The sequence below is a fragment of the Hydrogeniiclostridium mannosilyticum genome (genome assembly GCF_003268275.1).
In the GTDB taxonomy this organism is placed as follows: domain Bacteria; phylum Bacillota; class Clostridia; order Oscillospirales; family Acutalibacteraceae; genus Hydrogeniiclostridium; species Hydrogeniiclostridium mannosilyticum.
The window spans coordinates 69,267-85,615 of sequence record NZ_QLYR01000003.1 but is presented as its reverse complement, the minus strand read 5'-3'; the positions used below and the strand labels follow the sequence as shown (position 1 = coordinate 85,615).

At 49.5% G+C, this 16,349-nt stretch carries 19 protein-coding genes; 14 read left to right on the top strand and 5 right to left on the bottom strand.

The features are described from left to right. Nucleotides 1-199: 199 nt before the first annotated feature. The 10 genes from hisH (at nt 200) to plsY (ending at nt 9,145) form a co-directional block, all read left to right on the top strand. On the top strand, nt 200-820 hold the full coding sequence (gene hisH, locus DPQ25_RS06900; protein WP_112332442.1) for an imidazole glycerol phosphate synthase subunit HisH: 621 nt from the start codon (nt 200-202) through the stop codon (nt 818-820). Between the two features lie 3 nt (nt 821-823). Next, entirely contained in the window at nt 824-1,582 is a 759-nt protein-coding gene (gene hisF, locus DPQ25_RS06895; protein ID WP_112332441.1) for an imidazole glycerol phosphate synthase subunit HisF, read from the top strand. 133 nt (nt 1,583-1,715) lie between these two features. Beyond that, a complete protein-coding gene (locus DPQ25_RS06890) occupies nt 1,716-2,861 on the top strand; it encodes a D-alanyl-D-alanine carboxypeptidase family protein (protein WP_112332440.1) in 1,146 nt (381 codons plus the stop codon). Nucleotides 2,862-2,961: 100 nt separating this feature from the next. After that, the gene (locus DPQ25_RS06885) at nt 2,962-4,302 is read left to right on the top strand and encodes a glucose-6-phosphate isomerase (RefSeq protein WP_112332439.1); all 1,341 of its coding nucleotides are present in this window, start codon (nt 2,962-2,964) and stop codon (nt 4,300-4,302) included. Nucleotides 4,303-4,356: 54 nt separating this feature from the next. Then, entirely contained in the window at nt 4,357-4,773 is a 417-nt protein-coding gene (locus DPQ25_RS06880) for a hypothetical protein (protein ID WP_112332438.1), read from the top strand. 146 nt (nt 4,774-4,919) lie between these two features. Beyond that, nucleotides 4,920-5,417, top strand: coding sequence for a YceD family protein (locus DPQ25_RS06875; RefSeq protein WP_112332437.1), 498 nt, complete (start codon nt 4,920-4,922; stop codon nt 5,415-5,417). A gap of 28 nt (nt 5,418-5,445) precedes the next feature. After that, nucleotides 5,446-5,628, top strand: a complete 183-nt coding sequence (rpmF, locus tag DPQ25_RS06870; RefSeq protein WP_112332436.1) for a 50S ribosomal protein L32 — start codon at nt 5,446-5,448, stop codon at nt 5,626-5,628. Between the two features lie 106 nt (nt 5,629-5,734). After that, entirely contained in the window at nt 5,735-7,084 is a 1,350-nt protein-coding gene (locus DPQ25_RS06865; RefSeq protein ID WP_112332435.1) for a DUF512 domain-containing protein, read from the top strand. Then, complete coding sequence (der, locus tag DPQ25_RS06860; RefSeq protein ID WP_112332434.1) at nt 7,053-8,381, top strand: ribosome biogenesis GTPase Der; 1,329 nt, start codon at nt 7,053-7,055, stop codon at nt 8,379-8,381. Before DPQ25_RS06865 ends, der begins: the two co-directional genes overlap by 32 nt. A 59-nt stretch (nt 8,382-8,440) precedes the next feature. Next, the gene (plsY, locus tag DPQ25_RS06855) at nt 8,441-9,145 is read left to right on the top strand and encodes a glycerol-3-phosphate 1-O-acyltransferase PlsY (protein ID WP_112332433.1); all 705 of its coding nucleotides are present in this window, start codon (nt 8,441-8,443) and stop codon (nt 9,143-9,145) included. A gap of 52 nt (nt 9,146-9,197) precedes the next feature. Here the strand turns inward: plsY and DPQ25_RS14645 are convergent, their stop codons facing one another. The 3 genes from DPQ25_RS14645 to trxA form a co-directional block, all read right to left on the bottom strand. Then, entirely contained in the window at nt 9,198-9,368 is a 171-nt protein-coding gene (locus DPQ25_RS14645) for a hypothetical protein (RefSeq protein WP_177576896.1), read from the bottom strand. Nucleotides 9,369-9,410: 42 nt separating this feature from the next. Then, on the bottom strand, nt 9,411-9,611 hold the full coding sequence (locus DPQ25_RS06850) for a hypothetical protein (RefSeq protein ID WP_112332432.1): 201 nt from the start codon (nt 9,609-9,611) through the stop codon (nt 9,411-9,413). Nucleotides 9,612-9,756: 145 nt separating this feature from the next. Continuing rightward, nucleotides 9,757-10,113, bottom strand: coding sequence for a thioredoxin (gene trxA / locus DPQ25_RS06845; RefSeq protein ID WP_330409844.1), 357 nt, complete (start codon nt 10,111-10,113; stop codon nt 9,757-9,759). Between the two features lie 178 nt (nt 10,114-10,291). On the opposite strand from trxA, the gene DPQ25_RS06840 reads away from it, so the two are divergent. From DPQ25_RS06840 to DPQ25_RS06825, 4 genes are all read left to right on the top strand, one after another. Beyond that, complete coding sequence (locus tag DPQ25_RS06840; RefSeq protein WP_112332430.1) at nt 10,292-10,693, top strand: NifB/NifX family molybdenum-iron cluster-binding protein; 402 nt, start codon at nt 10,292-10,294, stop codon at nt 10,691-10,693. Next, entirely contained in the window at nt 10,653-11,363 is a 711-nt protein-coding gene (locus tag DPQ25_RS06835) for a Crp/Fnr family transcriptional regulator (RefSeq protein ID WP_242978252.1), read from the top strand. The genes DPQ25_RS06840 and DPQ25_RS06835 overlap by 41 nt, the downstream gene beginning before the upstream one ends. A 397-nt stretch (nt 11,364-11,760) precedes the next feature. Further along, nucleotides 11,761-12,207, top strand: a complete 447-nt coding sequence (locus DPQ25_RS06830) for a MarR family transcriptional regulator (protein WP_112332429.1) — start codon at nt 11,761-11,763, stop codon at nt 12,205-12,207. A 4-nt stretch (nt 12,208-12,211) separates the two neighbouring features. Further along, complete coding sequence (locus DPQ25_RS06825; protein WP_112332428.1) at nt 12,212-12,622, top strand: hypothetical protein; 411 nt, start codon at nt 12,212-12,214, stop codon at nt 12,620-12,622. A 219-nt stretch (nt 12,623-12,841) separates the two neighbouring features. On the opposite strand, the gene DPQ25_RS06820 is transcribed toward DPQ25_RS06825, so the two are convergent. Both DPQ25_RS06820 and DPQ25_RS06815 read right to left on the bottom strand, forming a co-directional pair. Next, nucleotides 12,842-13,708 carry a glycoside hydrolase family 43 protein gene (locus DPQ25_RS06820; RefSeq protein WP_112332427.1) on the bottom strand — a complete coding sequence of 289 codons (867 nt, stop codon included), beginning with the start codon at nt 13,706-13,708 and terminating at the stop codon, nt 12,842-12,844. A gap of 262 nt (nt 13,709-13,970) precedes the next feature. Further along, the gene (locus DPQ25_RS06815; RefSeq protein WP_112332426.1) at nt 13,971-16,346 is read right to left on the bottom strand and encodes a glycosyl hydrolase family 95 catalytic domain-containing protein; all 2,376 of its coding nucleotides are present in this window, start codon (nt 16,344-16,346) and stop codon (nt 13,971-13,973) included. Between the last annotated feature and the right edge of the window lie 3 nt (nt 16,347-16,349).

Genomic DNA, 16,349 nt, shown 5'->3' with positions numbered 1-16,349 from the left:
CCGCGGGTAATATGTCAATGAATTAGCACGCTTCAGTTATACTCGCGGTGCAGTCCGTTTTATGCCCGATCAACAGGTTGGCGGCGGGAACACGCTGCATATGGGGAATGCTTCTGAATATTTCGGCCAAAGCGTTTGCCAATCCCTCATCACTGTGTTAAAATAATCCTATTCCGAAGGGAAAAGAGGAGATTTGTGCATGATTACAATTGTGGATTACGGCGCCGGAAATTTACAGAGTGTGGAAAAGGCTTTTCAATATATTGGAGCGCCGGTACGGCTGGCTTCAAGCGGGACTGAAATCGCTTCGGCTGAGGCCCTGGTACTGCCGGGCGTCGGCGCATTCCGGGATGCCATGCATAGCCTGGAGGCCGGAGGAATGGCACAGCCGATTCGGGACTATATTGCTTCAGGAAGGCCTTTTCTGGGGATTTGCCTCGGGCTTCAGCTTCTTTTTGAGGAAAGCGAGGAGTTTGGGCATGTGAAGGGCTTGGGCGCATTTAAAGGAAGAATTTGCAGAATACCGGCGGAGAATGGCCTGAAGGTGCCGCATATGGGCTGGAACTCCCTTGAACTAAAGCGGACAGACGGCATTTTTAAAGGGTTGCAGGAAAACCCCTATGTTTATTTTGTGCATTCCTATTATTTAAAGGCTGAAGAGCGGCAGTTGGTGTCGGCTCAAACGGAATATGGAGTGAAAATCGACGCGGCGATCCAGCGTGGCAACGCTTTTGCCACCCAGTTCCACCCGGAAAAAAGCGGCCGTGTGGGGTTGCAGATGCTGCGGAATTTTATGGCTGTTGTAAAGGAGGAGGCTTGAGGAATGTTTGCCAAGAGGATAATACCGTGCCTGGACGTCAATAATGGAAGGGTGGTAAAGGGAACAAGCTTTGTCAACCTCCGTGATGCCGGCGACCCGGTTGAAACAGCCGTTGCTTACGACCGGCAGGGCGCGGACGAACTGACTTTCTTAGACATTACGGCCTCGCATCAGGGCCGGGGAACCATGGTGCAAATCGTTGAGGAAATCGCCAGGCATATCTTCATCCCTTTTACAGTGGGCGGCGGTATCCGTGCGGTAGAGGATTTTTCTACACTGCTGCGCGCGGGCGCGGATAAGGTCTCCGTCAATTCAGCGGCGCTGAAAAATCCGCAGCTGATCTCGGCGGCCGCTGAAAAATTCGGCAGCCAGTGCGTGGTTTGCGCTATTGATGCCAAAAGAAGGCCCGAGGGGGGCTGGACTGTCTATTTGAACGGCGGCAGAATCGACACAGGGAAGGATGCTCTTCTTTGGGCACAGGAGGCGGAGCGCCTCGGCGCCGGGGAAATCCTGCTTACCAGTATGGATTGCGACGGACAGAAAACAGGCTATGACCTGGAGCTCACAAGACAAGTGTCTGAGCGTGTAGGCATACCGGTTATTGCCTCCGGCGGCGCCGGCAAGCTGGAGCATTTTCTGAAGGCCTTTACGGAGGGCAGGGCAGACGCGGTGCTGGCGGCTTCCTTGTTTCACTTCGGAGAAATCTCCATTCCGCAGCTGAAACAATATCTGAGGGAAAATCAAATCTCCGTGCGAATCTAGCAAACCGGCACAGTTTACTTTCCCGGTGATATCCGGTTCTCTTTTTGCATAGATTTACTGTACAGGGCTGTATGAATGCCGCGTCTCCTTTTTGGCGGGCGGCGATCTATGTAAGTTGAGAGGTGTTTGATGTATGAAGCTCCGTAAAATTGCCGCGGTGGCGCTGGCTGCCGTCCTGCTCGTGGCACAGGCCCCTAGGCCGGTATCGGCTATGGCGGATGAAGAGGTAAAAGCCCCTTCAGCGGTCTTGATGGAGGCGGGCACAGGAAAAATCCTATATGAGAAAAATGCCCATGAGCAGCGCGCGATTGCTTCCATAACGAAGGTCATGACTCTTTTGTTGGTGATGGAGGCGATTGATTCTGGTAAAATTTCCCTGGATGACGTGGTTTCAGCCAGTGAGCACGCCTCTTCCATGGGAGGGTCGGATATTTGGCTGGAGCCGGGAGAAACCATGACGGTTGACGAGCTGTTGAAAGCCACTGTAATCGCCAGTGCCAACGATGCGGCGGTTGCTCTGGCAGAGCATGTCGCCGGTAGTGAGGAAAGTTTTATTCAGATGATGAATGACCGTGCGGCTGAATTGGGGATGAAGGAGACGGTTTTTAAAAACTGCAACGGCCTAGATGAGGATGGGCATGTTTCCAGTGCATATGATGTTGCCGTGATGTCCAGAGAGCTGATTAAGCACCGGAAAATTTTTGATTATTCCCAGACCTGGATCGATTATTTGCGTGAGGGAAAGACGCAGCTGGTCAACACGAATAAGCTTTTAAAATCATATAGGGGAATTACCGGGCTGAAAACGGGTACCACCGGGCAGGCGGGCAGTTGTGTCAGCGCGACGGCGGAGCGCGACGGCATCTCCCTGGTAGCGGTTACGCTGGGCAGTACGACTACCCAGGACCGCTTTAATGCCGCAGCCACATTGCTGGATTTTGGCTTTGCCAATTGGGCGGTAACCACGCCGGCTTTGCCAACCGACCAGCTTGGCACGGTAGCGGTTGAGAACGGGATGTTTGACCTTGTGGATACAGTTGCCGGGGAGTCGGGTAGCTTTGTCGTGCCAAAGGGCCGGGAGGGGGATGTGGCCTCAGAGGTCAGCTTGGCGGAAAAGGTGCCGGCGCCCGTGGAAGAGGGCCAGCAGTTAGGCAAGATAACCTATAGCCTGGACGGCGAGCAGCTGGGAGAGACGCCGATCAAGGCGAAATCCAGCGTCGATGAAATTACTTTTGGCAGCTGCTTCTGGCTGCTGCTTCAGACTTTACTGCGCTGCTGAATTTTTTCCGAAAAGTAAAATAACTGAAGATGTCCTTGAAAAATCATGCTATCTATTGTAAAATATAACTATATCAAAGATGATAAAAGGGGGAAATGGTATGACGCTTCGCTTGGATACCCAGCATTTAGCGGGTTTTGTCTGTGCGGAAGAGTATAAGGCCATTGCTCCGCAGGTTGAATGTGCCCACCGCGCTCTTCACGAAGGGACGGGATTGGGAAACGGCTTTATCGGTTGGGTGGATCTTCCGGCCAATTACGATAAAGAAGAATTTCAGCGAATTAAAGCTGCGGCGGCTAAAATAAAATCAGATACGGACGTTTTTATTGTAATAGGAATCGGTGGTTCTTATTTAGGGGCCAGGGCGGCGATTGAGTTTATAAAATCGCCGAACTATAATGCCTTGCCGAAAAAAACGCCCGATATTTATTTTACGGGCAACAGCATCAGCTCCAGTGCGCTGGCAGAGCTGCTTCAACTCTGTGAGGGCAAGGAGGTCTCCATTAACATGATCTCCAAGTCGGGCACAACAACGGAGCCTGCAATTGCATTCCGGGTGTTTCGCGGCCTGCTGGAGAAAAAGTACGGAAAAGAGGGCGCGGCAAAACGGATTTACTGTACGACGGACCGTGCGAAGGGGACGCTGAAACAGCTGGCGGACAAGGAAGGCTATGAAACCTTTGTGGTGCCGGACGATGTCGGCGGCAGGTATTCTGTTTTGACGGCGGTGGGCCTTTTGCCAATTGCGGTGAGCGGAGCGGATATTGGCCGGTTGATGCAGGGCGCGGCCAAGGCGCGTGAAGAACTCAGCTGCCCGGATTTGGAGAAAAATGACTGCTACCGCTATGCAGCCTTGCGCAATATTTTATACCGCAAGGGGAAAGAAATCGAGGTTTTGGCCAGCTATGAGCCCTGTTACACCTTAATGTGCGAGTGGTGGAAGCAGCTTTTCGGCGAGAGTGAGGGAAAAGACGGGAAGGGGTTGTTCCCTGCCTCTGTGATTTTTTCCACTGATCTGCACTCGATGGGGCAATATATTCAGCAGGGCCGCCGTTCCTTATTTGAGACCGTAGTGCTGTTTGATGCGGTCAAACAGGAAATTTGCCTGGAAAGCGATGCTGAAAATGTGGATGGCCTCAATTTTCTTGCCGGAAAATCGATGGCCTATATCAACGAAAAGGCTTTTGAGGGGACGGTCCTGGCCCATACGGACGGAGGAGTGCCCAACCTGGTGCTGCATGTCCGGGATTTTTCGGAGGAGAGCCTCGGCTACCTCATTTATTTCTTTGAAAAAGCCTGTGCAATATCGGGCTACCTGCTCGGCGTCAATCCCTTTGACCAACCCGGCGTAGAGAGCTATAAAAAGAATATGTTCGCGCTGTTGGGAAAACCCGGCTATGAGGAGCAGAAGGAGGCCCTGGAGGCCAGGCTGCATCGCTGATTTAGTAATCCCTTCCGCACTGCGGAAAATATATAAAATAGGGGGAGTACCGAAATGATTACTCTGATTGTAGGAAAAAAAGGATCCGGTAAAACCAAGAAGTTAATTGAACGCACCAACGCCGCGGTTGAACATTCCAATGGCAACGTCATTGTTATTGAAAAAGGCACAAAGCTGACCTATGATATTACGCACGAAGCCCGACTGATCGATACGGAAAGCTACGATATTCAAGGGGTAGATGCTTTGGTTGGCTTTATCAGCGGAATTTGTGCTGCTAACTATGATGTGACGGATATTCTGGTGGATTCTACACTGAAAATTATTGGCAGCGATATGAATGTCTTTGAGGGGTTTGCCGAGAAGATGGATACGCTTTCCAATAAGACAGACACAAAGATTACCCTGCTGGTTTCGGCTGATGCGGCTGATCTGCCGGAAGCTATTGCTAAATTTGCAGAGAGCGTTTGACTTTTTGCTTGATTCAACGCAAAAATGGCACTGCCTATTTTGGCGGTGCCGTTTTCTTAGCAGTGTTTGCAGGATTTGGCAGGATTTTGCTTGACAAAGGCCGGAAGAAAAGATATAATTAATAAACGTGGCAAAGAGGTGCAGCTATGCTACTGGAGTTGAAAAAGCTCTTTCAGGGGGAAGAAAGCCGGCTACCCTTTGAGTATGAAATGGATTTGAGCACGGTGACAGTCAACACGGTTTTTCCTTTTGTTTCTCCTGTTATTATTAAAGGTGAAGTCCGGCAGGGAAACGCGTGTGCTTATTTAACCGCTGGCGTTGAATATAATTTTATCATGCCTTGCGACCGCTGTAACCGGGAGATCCGTCAAAAAATCAGGCGCAGCTTCCAGCATACTCTGGTTCCTTTCCTGGAAGGTGAGGATGATGAGGAGGTATACATCCTGGCAGACAAGGATCCTTTTGATTTGGATGCCTTGCTGAGAGATGACATTTTGCTGGACTTGCCTACAAAGTTCCTTTGTACAGATGATTGTAAAGGGCTTTGTCCAACCTGCGGCAAAGATCTGAACGATGGGCCTTGTCAGTGCGTGAAGCACTCGCTCGATCCCCGTCTGGAGGTTCTTAAAAAGCTGATAGATTAAGTTCTGATAATATAAGGAGGTGCTGAAAATGGCGGTACCAAAGTCAAAAGTTTCTAGTGCTAGAAAGAATAAGAGACGTTCCAATGTTTGGAAGTTGAATGCTCCTGCGCTGATGAGATGCCCAAAATGCGGTGAGTTTAAAGCTCCTCATAAGGTTTGCGCCGCGTGTGGGTATTACAACGGCAGAGAAGTAATCAAGAAGGACGCTTAAGTAATTATTTGATTGTTTTCATCTTTACTTTGGTTTCTTTCAGGTAGAGAAGGAGAAATCCTTCTCTATTTTTGTATGCCGAGCTCCAAAGGAAGGGGGATTTTGTATGCCGGTAAAAATAGCGGCGGTGGATGTGAACAGTGCGGCGGAGCGCGCCGGCATAAAGAAAGGCGAGACGCTGGTCTCCATAAATGGAAAAGAGATTTTCGATGTGCTGGATTACCGGTTTTATGAGACGGACCGTACCCTCCAAATTTTACTGCGCAATGTGTCGGGAGAGGAAAGGGAAGTACGGATTGTAAAGCGTGAATACCAGTCTATTGGCCTTTCATTTGACACTTACCTGATGGACCGGCAGCATTCCTGCCGGAATCGCTGCATCTTCTGTTTTATAGACCAGCTGCCGCCGGGGATGCGGGAAAGTCTTTATTTCAAAGATGACGATTCCCGCCTTTCCTTTTTGTTTGGGAATTATGTAACGCTGACCAATATGAGCGAGCGTGAGGTTGACAGGATTATCGCCATGCACATCAGTCCGATCAATATTTCGGTTCATACCACAAATCCAGATTTGCGCTGCAAAATGATGGGCAACCGTTTTGCTGGAAAATCGCTTGAAATATTGTATCGGTTGGCCCAGGCCGGGATACGCTTGAATTGTCAGTTTGTGTTGTGCCCGGGCATTAACGATGGCGCAGAATTGGAGCGTTCTCTGAACGATTTGCTGCCGCTTTATCCAGCGGTGCAAAGCGTTGCCTTGGTGCCGTTGGGGGTTACGCGTTTCCGGGAGGGGCTCTACCCGCTCAAGCCCTACACACGGGAAGGTGCGCAAGCAGTTATTGAAACCGCAGAACGCTATGGGGCGTCAGCAGAAAAAAGGTATGGCAAACGCATTTGCTATGCGGCGGATGAGTTTTACCTGAAAGCAGGCATGCCAATCCCCCGGGCGGAGTTTTACGGGGAGTTTGACCAACTGGAAAACGGCGTCGGCCTGCTTGCAAATCTCAAGCAGGAATTTGAAGACGCGCGATTGCTGCTTGAAGACGAAGCGCTGCCTGGAAAACAGCGTTCGGTGACAATGGCGACCGGTGTGGCTGCTCAGCCTTTTTTAAACCAATTGCTTGACGGATTGCGAAATCAATGTCATAATCTTACGTGTAATGTTGTGGCTATTAGAAATGAATTTTTTGGCGAGACCATTACGGTAGCCGGCCTGGTAACAGGCGGCGATATCATCCGGCAGCTAAAGGGCAGGCCCTTGGGAGATGTGCTGCTTCTGCCGCGAGTCATGCTGCGGTATGAGGGTGACGTTTTTTTGGATGACGTAACGGTTGAAACCGTAGAAAAGGAGCTGGGTATCCCTGTACAGGTGGTGCAGGATGACGGCTATGAGTTGTTAAATGCGATTATAGGAGGGGATAGGCGTGCCGAAGGCGGTAGTTGCAGTGGTAGGTAGGCCGAATGTGGGCAAATCTACCTTGTTTAATAAATTAATTGGACAGCGGCTGTCCATTGTTGACGACACGCCGGGGGTCACCAGGGATCGTATTTACGGGGACTGTGAGTGGCGCGGCAGAAAGATTTCCGTAGTGGATACTGGAGGGATAGAACCTTCAGAGGGAGATGTAATTCTGTCTCAAATGCGTGTTCAGGCCCAGCTTGCCATCGATGCGGCGGATGTGATTATTTTTGTAACGGACATTCGTACCGGCGTGGTGGCGACAGATGTGGAAATCGCCTCTATGCTGCTCAAAAGCGGTCGCCCCGTGGTGCTTTGTGTCAATAAATGCGATCAGGTCGGGGAACCGCCCGCGGAGTATTACGAGTTTTACAACCTCGGGCTAGGAGACCCTGTGATGGTTTCCTCTGTGCATGGGCATGGAACGGGGGATTTATTGGACCGCGTGTATGATTTTCTGCCGGATGAGACGGAAGAAGATGAAGAGGGCGAGCTTATCCGTGTAGCAATTATTGGTAAACCCAATGTGGGCAAGAGCTCGTTGGTCAATAAGGTGTGCGGAGAATATCGCTGTATTGTTTCGGATATTGCCGGAACAACCCGCGATGCAATTGACACCAGCATCGAAAATGCTTCCGGACGGTTTGTGTTGATTGATACCGCAGGGATTCGCCGTAAAAGTAAAATTAACGACTCCCTGGAAAAATACAGCATTGTGCGGGCGAAGATGGCGATTGAACGCGCGGATGTGTGCGTCATTATGATAGACGCGACAATCGGTTTTACAGAGCAGGATTCAAAGGTAGCCGGCTTGGCCCATGAGGCGGGAAAGGGCTGCATCATTGCTGTGAATAAATGGGATGCCATAGAGAAGGACAGCCGTACCATGCAGGATTTTCGTAAAAAACTGGAAACAGATTTTTCCTTCATGTCGTATGCGCCGATCATCTTTATATCTGCCAGTACAGGCCAGCGGCTCGACCGGTTGTTTGAGCTAGTCCGCCACGTAGCCAGCTCCAACGCTATGCGGATTACCACCGGGATGCTGAACGATGTGCTGGCTCAGGCGACGGCGCGTGTGCAACCGCCGACGGATAAGGGGCGGCGGCTGAAAATTTATTATATGACACAGGCTACCACAAAGCCGCCGACGTTTATTTGCTTTGTAAATTCAGCTGAATTGTTCCACTATTCTTACCAGCGGTACATTGAAAACCGGATTCGTGAGACCTTTGGCCTGGAGGGGACCCCCGTCCGTTTTATTATTCGGGAGCGCGGGGACGATAATGGCTGATGGTTTGGGGCACGTTGTTTGTGCTTTTGGATACTAAGTAAAGTAGGAGAGATTGAATCATGATGCAATTTTTTCTGGCAGGTGTGTTGAGTGCGGTTATTGCATATCTTTTGGGCAGTATCAGCTTTTCCATTTTGTTCACCAAATTCTTCAGCCACAAGGACATTCGCTCTATGGGCAGCGGTAATGCGGGAACAACGAACGTGCTCCGCTCGGTAGGGGCCAAAGCGGCAGTTTGTACATTTGTTTTTGATTTTGCCAAGGGTGTGGTTGCCGTTTTAATTGGCAAGTTAATTTTTCAGGCCTTTTACCCCACAGCGGGCTTGGCTAATGTGATGTCGGAGTTTGAGTTTGTTCAGTATGGAGCCTTTATTGCTGCTGCTTTCTGTGTGTTGGGGCATGACTTTCCGGTGTTCTTTGGCTTTAAGGGTGGAAAAGGTGTTTTAACCAGCTGGTCCATCACACTATTAATCGACTGGCGCCTGTTTGTGATCACCATTGTCGTGTTTATCGTTCTACTTTTGATTACGCGGGTGGTTTCAATCGGTTCGATTGCCGCTGCGATTTCCCTTCCGGTTTCAGTCTTTCCGCTGACATTTTTTGTGGACTACTTGCAGCATGGTGTTGGCAGCGTTACCTACTGTGTTGTAGTGTCGTTGATCTCTTTATTCCTAGGCGGCCTGCTTATTTGGAAGCACCGCTCGAATATCAAACGCATTCGGGAAGGAACGGAAAAGAAGCTTAGCATACATAAAGAAAAATAAGGCAGATAAAATATAAAACGCCTACAGAATTTCATTCTGTAGGCGTTTTACGTTAATTTGTGCCTTTCGTATTGGACTGCAGCATGTTTTGCGCCAGACGCTTGAGATCATTTTCAGAGTTCAGTGTAACACCGGATTGCTTGATGTTTTCCTGGATGAAAACAGGGAGAGATTGAAAATAGGCGTTATCCTTCAGGCCCAACATAAATTGATTTTCTGGCATGAGTTCCTCCTTGTTGGTTTATGGGCAGATTGATGGTAGCGGTTAAAGTGTTTCAATGTAATTTTTAACATCTGTGAGCTCATCGGAAAGCGGCACGCCAATAATTTTCTTTAGTACTTGGTTTAATTCCTCATATTGGTTGCCTGTTACTTCGATTTCGTCGAAACGGTGGCGATCAATCAGTTCAATTCGACGCTCCAACTCCCGGATGATTTCCTGTTTGCTTACAGAGTCGTTTTTCATCGTCAGCACTTCCTTTCGAGCTTAGTTTTGCCGCGGGCGGCAAGCGCTATGCATTAAATTTTAATTTAGACAGTGCAAAAGGCTGCTTTCCAATTCAGAAAGCAGCCTTTTGTGTTTTGTTGGGGGATTATTTTAAGAGGGCTTATTATCTCAGCATTTCCTCAATCATATGTTTGGGCTTAACGCCGACGGAGGTATCCGTAAGCTTTCCGTCCTTCCAAACCATTAGCGTAGGGATGCTCATAACGCCGAACCTGCTTGCCAATTCCGGCTGTTCATCAATATTGACCTTGCCGACTTTGACCGAGCCGCTTTGCTCCTCGGCAATTTCATCAACAATGGGAGAGAGCATGCGGCAGGGCCCGCACCAGGAAGCCCAGAAATCAACTAAAACGGTACCCTTTGCAGACAGAACCTCCTCGTTGAAATTATCTTTATTCAATACTTTAACCGACATAATTAAAACCTCTTTTCTGAATGATTTGTCCTTAGTATATGCCAATTTTTTATAAAATACTGTAACTTGGTCACAGAAAATCAAAGTGTTGCCTTATTTAAAAAAAGGGGGTATAATATCTACAATTCAAAGCGCTGGACGGTGAAAACGAACCGCGGCGCTTATGGTGCACAACACTGGTTTACCAGTTTTGTTTTGTGTAGAAAAGAAAGGGTTGAGTGAAATGAAAATTGCAGTAACATATGAAAACGGTTTGGTTTTTCAGCATTTTGGACATTCATCGCAGTTTAAAATCTATGAGGTTGAAGCCAACCAAGTGGTTTCTTCCGCAGTTGTCGACACAAACGGCAGCGGCCATGGAGCGCTGGCCGGTTTTTTGAAGGCCCATGGTGTAAATGTGCTGATATGCGGCGGTATTGGCGGCGGCGCGCGCCAGGCTTTACAGGAAAACGGCATTGAACTGTACCCGGGCGCTTCTGGGCTGGCTGATGAACAAGTAGCAGCCCTGCTGAACGGATCGCTCCACTACGACCCGAATACGGTTTGTGCCCACCACCATGAAAAGCACTCTGGCGGCCATTGCCATGACCATCATTGCGGCGGACAGTGTGGGCCGGAAAAATAAGCCGATGACAGAGTTAGAAGCCTATCTTCCTTTTTGGGGAAAGCTGATTCCGGGGCAGCGGGAGCAGCTTCGGGCATCGGCTGTCCGCCGTGTCTTTGAAAAGGGTGACAATGTCCGCAGGGGGCCGGAGCATTGCATCGGCCTGTTAATGGTCTGTTCCGGACAGCTGCGCGTCTATATCACCTCTGACAGTGGGCGGGAGGTTACGCTTTACCGCCTGTTTGAGCGGGATATCTGCCTGCTTTCGGCCTCCTGTATGATGCCGAATATTCAGTTTGAGGTTTCGGTGCAGGCATGGGAGCGAACAGAAGTGGTGGTTATTCCGGCCGCTGTGTATCAGGAACTGGCAAAAACATCGCTGCCGGTAGCCGCCTATACCAGTGATTTAATGGCGGCACGTCTTTCCGATGTGATGTGGCTTCTGGATCAGGTTATGAACAAAAGTTTCGACAGCCGCCTGGCTGCATTTTTGTTGGAGGAAGCCGGGGAAAGCATGGTTTTGCAGAGAACGCATGAGGAAATTGCCCGCTATTTGGGCAGTGCCCGCGAGGTGGTTACCAGAATGCTGCGGTATTTTCAGGACGAGGGAGCGGTTAGTCTCTCCCGTGGCGTGGTGCATATCAGAGATGCGGCTCTGCTAAAGCGATATGCGAGAGAAAGCTTGCGTTAGCGGGGCCGGTAAACCTATAAGTTTCCGGTTGGCTAAGTTATAGATATGGTTTTATATGGGAACCGGCGAGGCTCTGCCAGCTTTAATTGGTAGGGCCTCGCCGGTTTTTGTGGTCTTACATAAAAAAGTCCCCCCTGAAAGCTAGCAGTCAGGGGGTGAGGGTAAGGTTTTACGCATGCCTTAATCACTTGAAACCGTTCCCTTATGCTTACCGGCTTCTTGCAATCAAGAACAAAACTACTATAGAATAAGCTTATGAACGCACAATGAACCCCAGATGTAATTTTATGACCTTTTTATGACGTGTTTGTATCATTTTTTAATTTTGTTGTAGTGAGTTGACAGCGCAAGAATTCCATTTTATAATGAACGAATAAACATAAAAAGGGATGGAAGCATGTATAAAAATAAAGACGATATCCTCATTCACGCAGTGTTTGATATGGGTCCCCTTCTATATAAATTGGTCTTTCAAAGCTCAAGCCACCAGGAGGATCTGGGCGTTACCAGAACACAGCTGCAAGCGCTTATTTTGCTGGCAAAGAAAGAACCGTTGAATATGACGCAGCTTTCTAAGGAGATGGGGGTTTCCCGCCAGCAGCTCACCCGGGTAGTGGACGGCTTGGTTGAAAAAAGATTGGCCCAGCGGGTGGAAAGCCCGGTAAATCGCAGAATGATTTTTTTGCAGATGACGGATAAAGGGCGTTCTTTGTTGGAAGGGACGATTCAAGACTGTGCCGAGCAGCTAAAAAAGGAGCTGAGCCTGTTAACGGAGGAAGAAAAGGATATCTTGATTCATAGTGCAGATATTTTAAGGGGTTTGTCTGTGAGAAAGGCGGATTAAAAGAATGGGCTTTTTTGCTAGGTTTCAGCTCTGGCTGCAAAGGTTTATGTATGGAAGAAATGGACCGGACCAGCTTTCGTTGGTTATACTGATCGTGTATTTGGTTTTTTATCTGGTTGCGCAGATTTTTCGCTGGCCTATTTTGGCAATTGTGTCGTTGGCTCTGCTGGGCTGGTGCTTTTTTCGTATGCTTTCACGCAATGTTACGGCACGCGGAAAGGAAAATCAAGCGTTTCTGTCATTTTTCAGGCGGTTAAAGAGCCACTCAAACCAACAGAAGAGTTTCCGGCAGGATAAGGACCACCGCTACTATAAGTGCCCTAAATGCGGCAATATACTGCGCGTACCAAGGGGTAAGGGCAAAATTGAGATTAAGTGTCCGGTTTGTAAAACGGAATTTATTAAAAAGACATAGAGTAAAGAGGCGGGGAGACAACTCCCGGCGCCTCTTTTTTTATTTGTACAAGGCGCCGAGAGTTTACTGAGGGGCGCCGCAGGCGCAAATTTCTCGCTGTAATTAGCTCCGGCGACGGAGTCCCCGGCTGCCGGCCTATTAATCCCGTCCATAGTATAGAAAACGAAAGCAGCGATTGCCGGCTCAATCAGGGGAGAGGCGTTTTCGGATAACGCTCAGTTATATAATGGACAACCGGCCGTTTTCAATTGCCAGGTTCCGGATGTTTACAATTCTTTCAAATTTATCCCGCTGCGCCAATGAGTGAAAAACAATTTTTAAGTTACCGTGCAGATCCTTGAAAATGCTGTTATGTCCAGGAGAAAAAAGGTTATCCGTCGTGGTCAGCCATGGTTCTATACTGACCTTTTCCCACCCGTCCGCCGGGTGCTTTGACTTTAAATATCCAATGCCGTATTTGTCCGAAGCTGTATCATTTGCAGAATATGTCATGTAGTAGTCATTGCCGTGCTTGATAACGGTGGGGCCTTCATTACACCGGTTGTTGGGCATGGGCGTTTCCCAGTCCATTTCGGCGCGGCTTACAAAACGGATTTCTCCATCAAGCCCGGATAGGTCTTTTTTTAGCTTTGAAACATAATTTTCGCCGTTATTGATGCCGGTTTTAGGGTCAAACCAATTCATACTAAAATATAAATATAGGGCTCCGTCATCATCTTTAAAAATATGGCCGTCGATGGTTCCTTTATCATTTGTGAACCACGGTGCATATAAATTATGAAAAGGCCCGGTTGGGCTCTCGCTTACCGCGAGGGCCATTTGCAATTTTTGGGTGCTTTCAACAAAAGCAGAATAGGTTAAATAAAATTTCCCCTGGTGAATAAAAATTTCAGGCGCCCAAAAGCAGCGTGAACCAAAGCCTGTGTCATTTTTTCGCAATATCCAGCCGGTCTCTGTCCAATTTTCAAGATCACCGCTTTTGTAAGCGCGAAAACCTTCCATTTCATTGGTGGTGCCAATCAAATAGTAAGTGTTTTCATGGGTATAAATAAAAGGATCGCCCATATAAATTTCGTTCGTCTTCATCCTTATAAATCCCTTCTATTGTAGATTTTACAATTTATTTTACCTCCCTCTTTTGTGGGAGGCCGGTGTGCCATGCGCCTAAAGGCTTCCTCGTTGCAGTGTTAAAGAATATGCAGCAATGGCCCAGAGGTAGATTAATATCTGACGGAAGGACCTGCTCGCGCTATATGATGAAAGCCCAAAGCTTGTAACTTTGGGCTTAGACGCTGGATTGGCCTGCTTTAATGGATTTTTAATATGGTTGTAAAATTTATGGCTGTTGCTATTTCCATTGCAGCAAGATACTTACGGGAATGCCCGCTGTAAACTGAATGCCCTCCGTGGTCTCCTGTTCTGTCAGTGGATTTCCATCTCGGAAAATCACGGCAGGCTTATGGGAGCCCACTCTGCAGATTTGGTTTTCATGCGAAACAAGTACCGCCTGCAAAACGCCTGCCTCTAAATCCCATTCCATTGTTTGCAGCAGCATGAAGGTGTAAAGGCTTGCTCCGCAGAGTTTGCCTTTAGCAAGAAAGTCCGGCATAGCGGGCAGAAATTCAATGATTCCCGGCCGGGAGTAAACAGCCATTTCCGCCAGAGCTGCGGGCATTCCGCCCAGCATATCGGGAAATTCCAAGCGGTCGGGGAAATGGTTGGTAGACAGGTTGCTGTTGACAAAGCCATGCCGGAATAGCTGTTGGATATGCATGCAGGCATCCTGCTTATCCTTGAGGCGGATAGCCGTAAACAGCCGATGCATAATACCGTGTGCAGAATCGTCCTGTTGGCCGCGCCTGCGGTTGGATTTCAGAATAGCATCGGCCAGTTCGGGGGTGTCCTCCCAATTCACTTTCATTCCGGGCCAAACATCATAGTGGTGGGACACGTGCCGGTGGTTATACCGCTCGGGGTGATCTTTCCAGGCCCATTCCTTCAGCCCGCCTTCCTCGTCCAGCAGCAGGGCAGGCAGGTTCTCCAACATTTCGCGGTGTTTTTCGGCACGCGGATCCTCCAGTTCCAAAATCCTGTATGCCGTCGTCAGATTTTCCAGGACCTCACGGCACACCATAATATCCATAACAGCGTTGACAGTAACCGGACTTTGCCCCAGAGGTTCGTTTTCCGGGGACCAGCATGGGTAAAAGAGATAGCGTCCATCCGGGCCACGGTCGGAGAGGTAATCCTCAAAGAAGAGGGCGATTTCCTGTAGACCAGGAAGGACATGATCCCGCAAAAAGGTCTTGTCCCCGCTTACCAGATAACGCCCCCAAAATTCATTATAAATCCATCCGGCGCAGGCAATCCAGTAGTGGTGAGGGTAAGTTCTAGAAAAATGATATAACAGGCCGTTGTTAAGGTCCGGGTGAATGTCGGCCAATATCCCGCGGCAGCCCAAAATCCGCTGGGCATTCATGCGGTAATCAGGAAGCTTGCTCTCAACAAACCGGAAAAATACATCCATCATCTCCGGCAAACTGGTCAGGTTTCCGCTGCACACCTGTAGATTGACATTGATGTTCCATTGCCCCCACATCGGCGGGTATTTACCGGTAGCGGTAGCCAGAAAGTAACGGCCGGCATCAAACATCATTTGCAGCAGTTTGGCCTGAAGAGGCAAGCCGCTGCCGTTCTGCCGTTCCATCAGCTCCTCCACGGCCTGATTTTCGCCGGGGCCGTCAAACGTCATGGTGCAGCGTTCTATGCGCGGTGCATGGATTTTAATGTGACGATTTAAAAGCGCTTCATATGTTTCCTCCGGAAAGGAAGGATCGTCTAAGGTCTGTTGGGCAAGCCCCGGCTTCAAGGCTGGCGAACTGGTTACTCTAGTTACCAGCAGCACCTGCTGCGCACCGTTGATGCAGATGGAGGTGTCCTCCAGGTGGGCCGTACCTCCGGTTCGGAAAACTTTTGTGGCGACAGCGTGCCCACCGCCGCCGATGGGGTAGCAGGCCTCACACAGCAGAGCGTCCAGCGTAGCCTGCATTTCAGGCCGGATTCCAGCGCGGGCCCAATCATCCGGCGCCTCCATATGTACCCGTATATTCAGTTTTTCTCCCGGAGGAGGAGTTAAAAGCTGGACAAGACACTGCTCAGGTTCCGATACGAAGGCGCGCCGGACCCAACGCCCCCGGCGGTCGGTCCAGTGAATGACGGCCTCTCCGGTTTTATAATTCATCGTGCGCAGATAATCTGTAGGGGCGCCGCTTTCTTCCAGCTCTAAAACCAGATTGACGGCGCCGGCAGGCTGAAAAGCACTAAACGGAAGCTCAATATGGCGGGGGTCGTTCTCCATAAAGTGGAGAAGCTCCCCATAACCTCGCTTTTTGGCGGTTTCAGCTGAAAGGGCAGCGGCTTCCATACCTTTGCCCTCCAGCAGAAGCCGACGGACCGCCGGCAGAATATCAGCCAGCAGTGGGGGAGCTGGTATCTTTTCTATGGTAGGAGCTTGCAGGTCCTCCTGCATGAGATGGATAACTTCCCGGAGCGGATCGCCGTAAATGCAGGCACGTAAGCCGGCGGCGGCAGCGGGAAGCCCTTCTTTTTCCTCTTCAGCGGGCTTGAGGCTGCAATAACCCTGCTTGGGTACAAGCCCCTTGCGTTTCTCAAGAGGCATGGGCGGGTAAGGGTAGTCTAAACGTTTAAGCGTATACGAAAACATGGT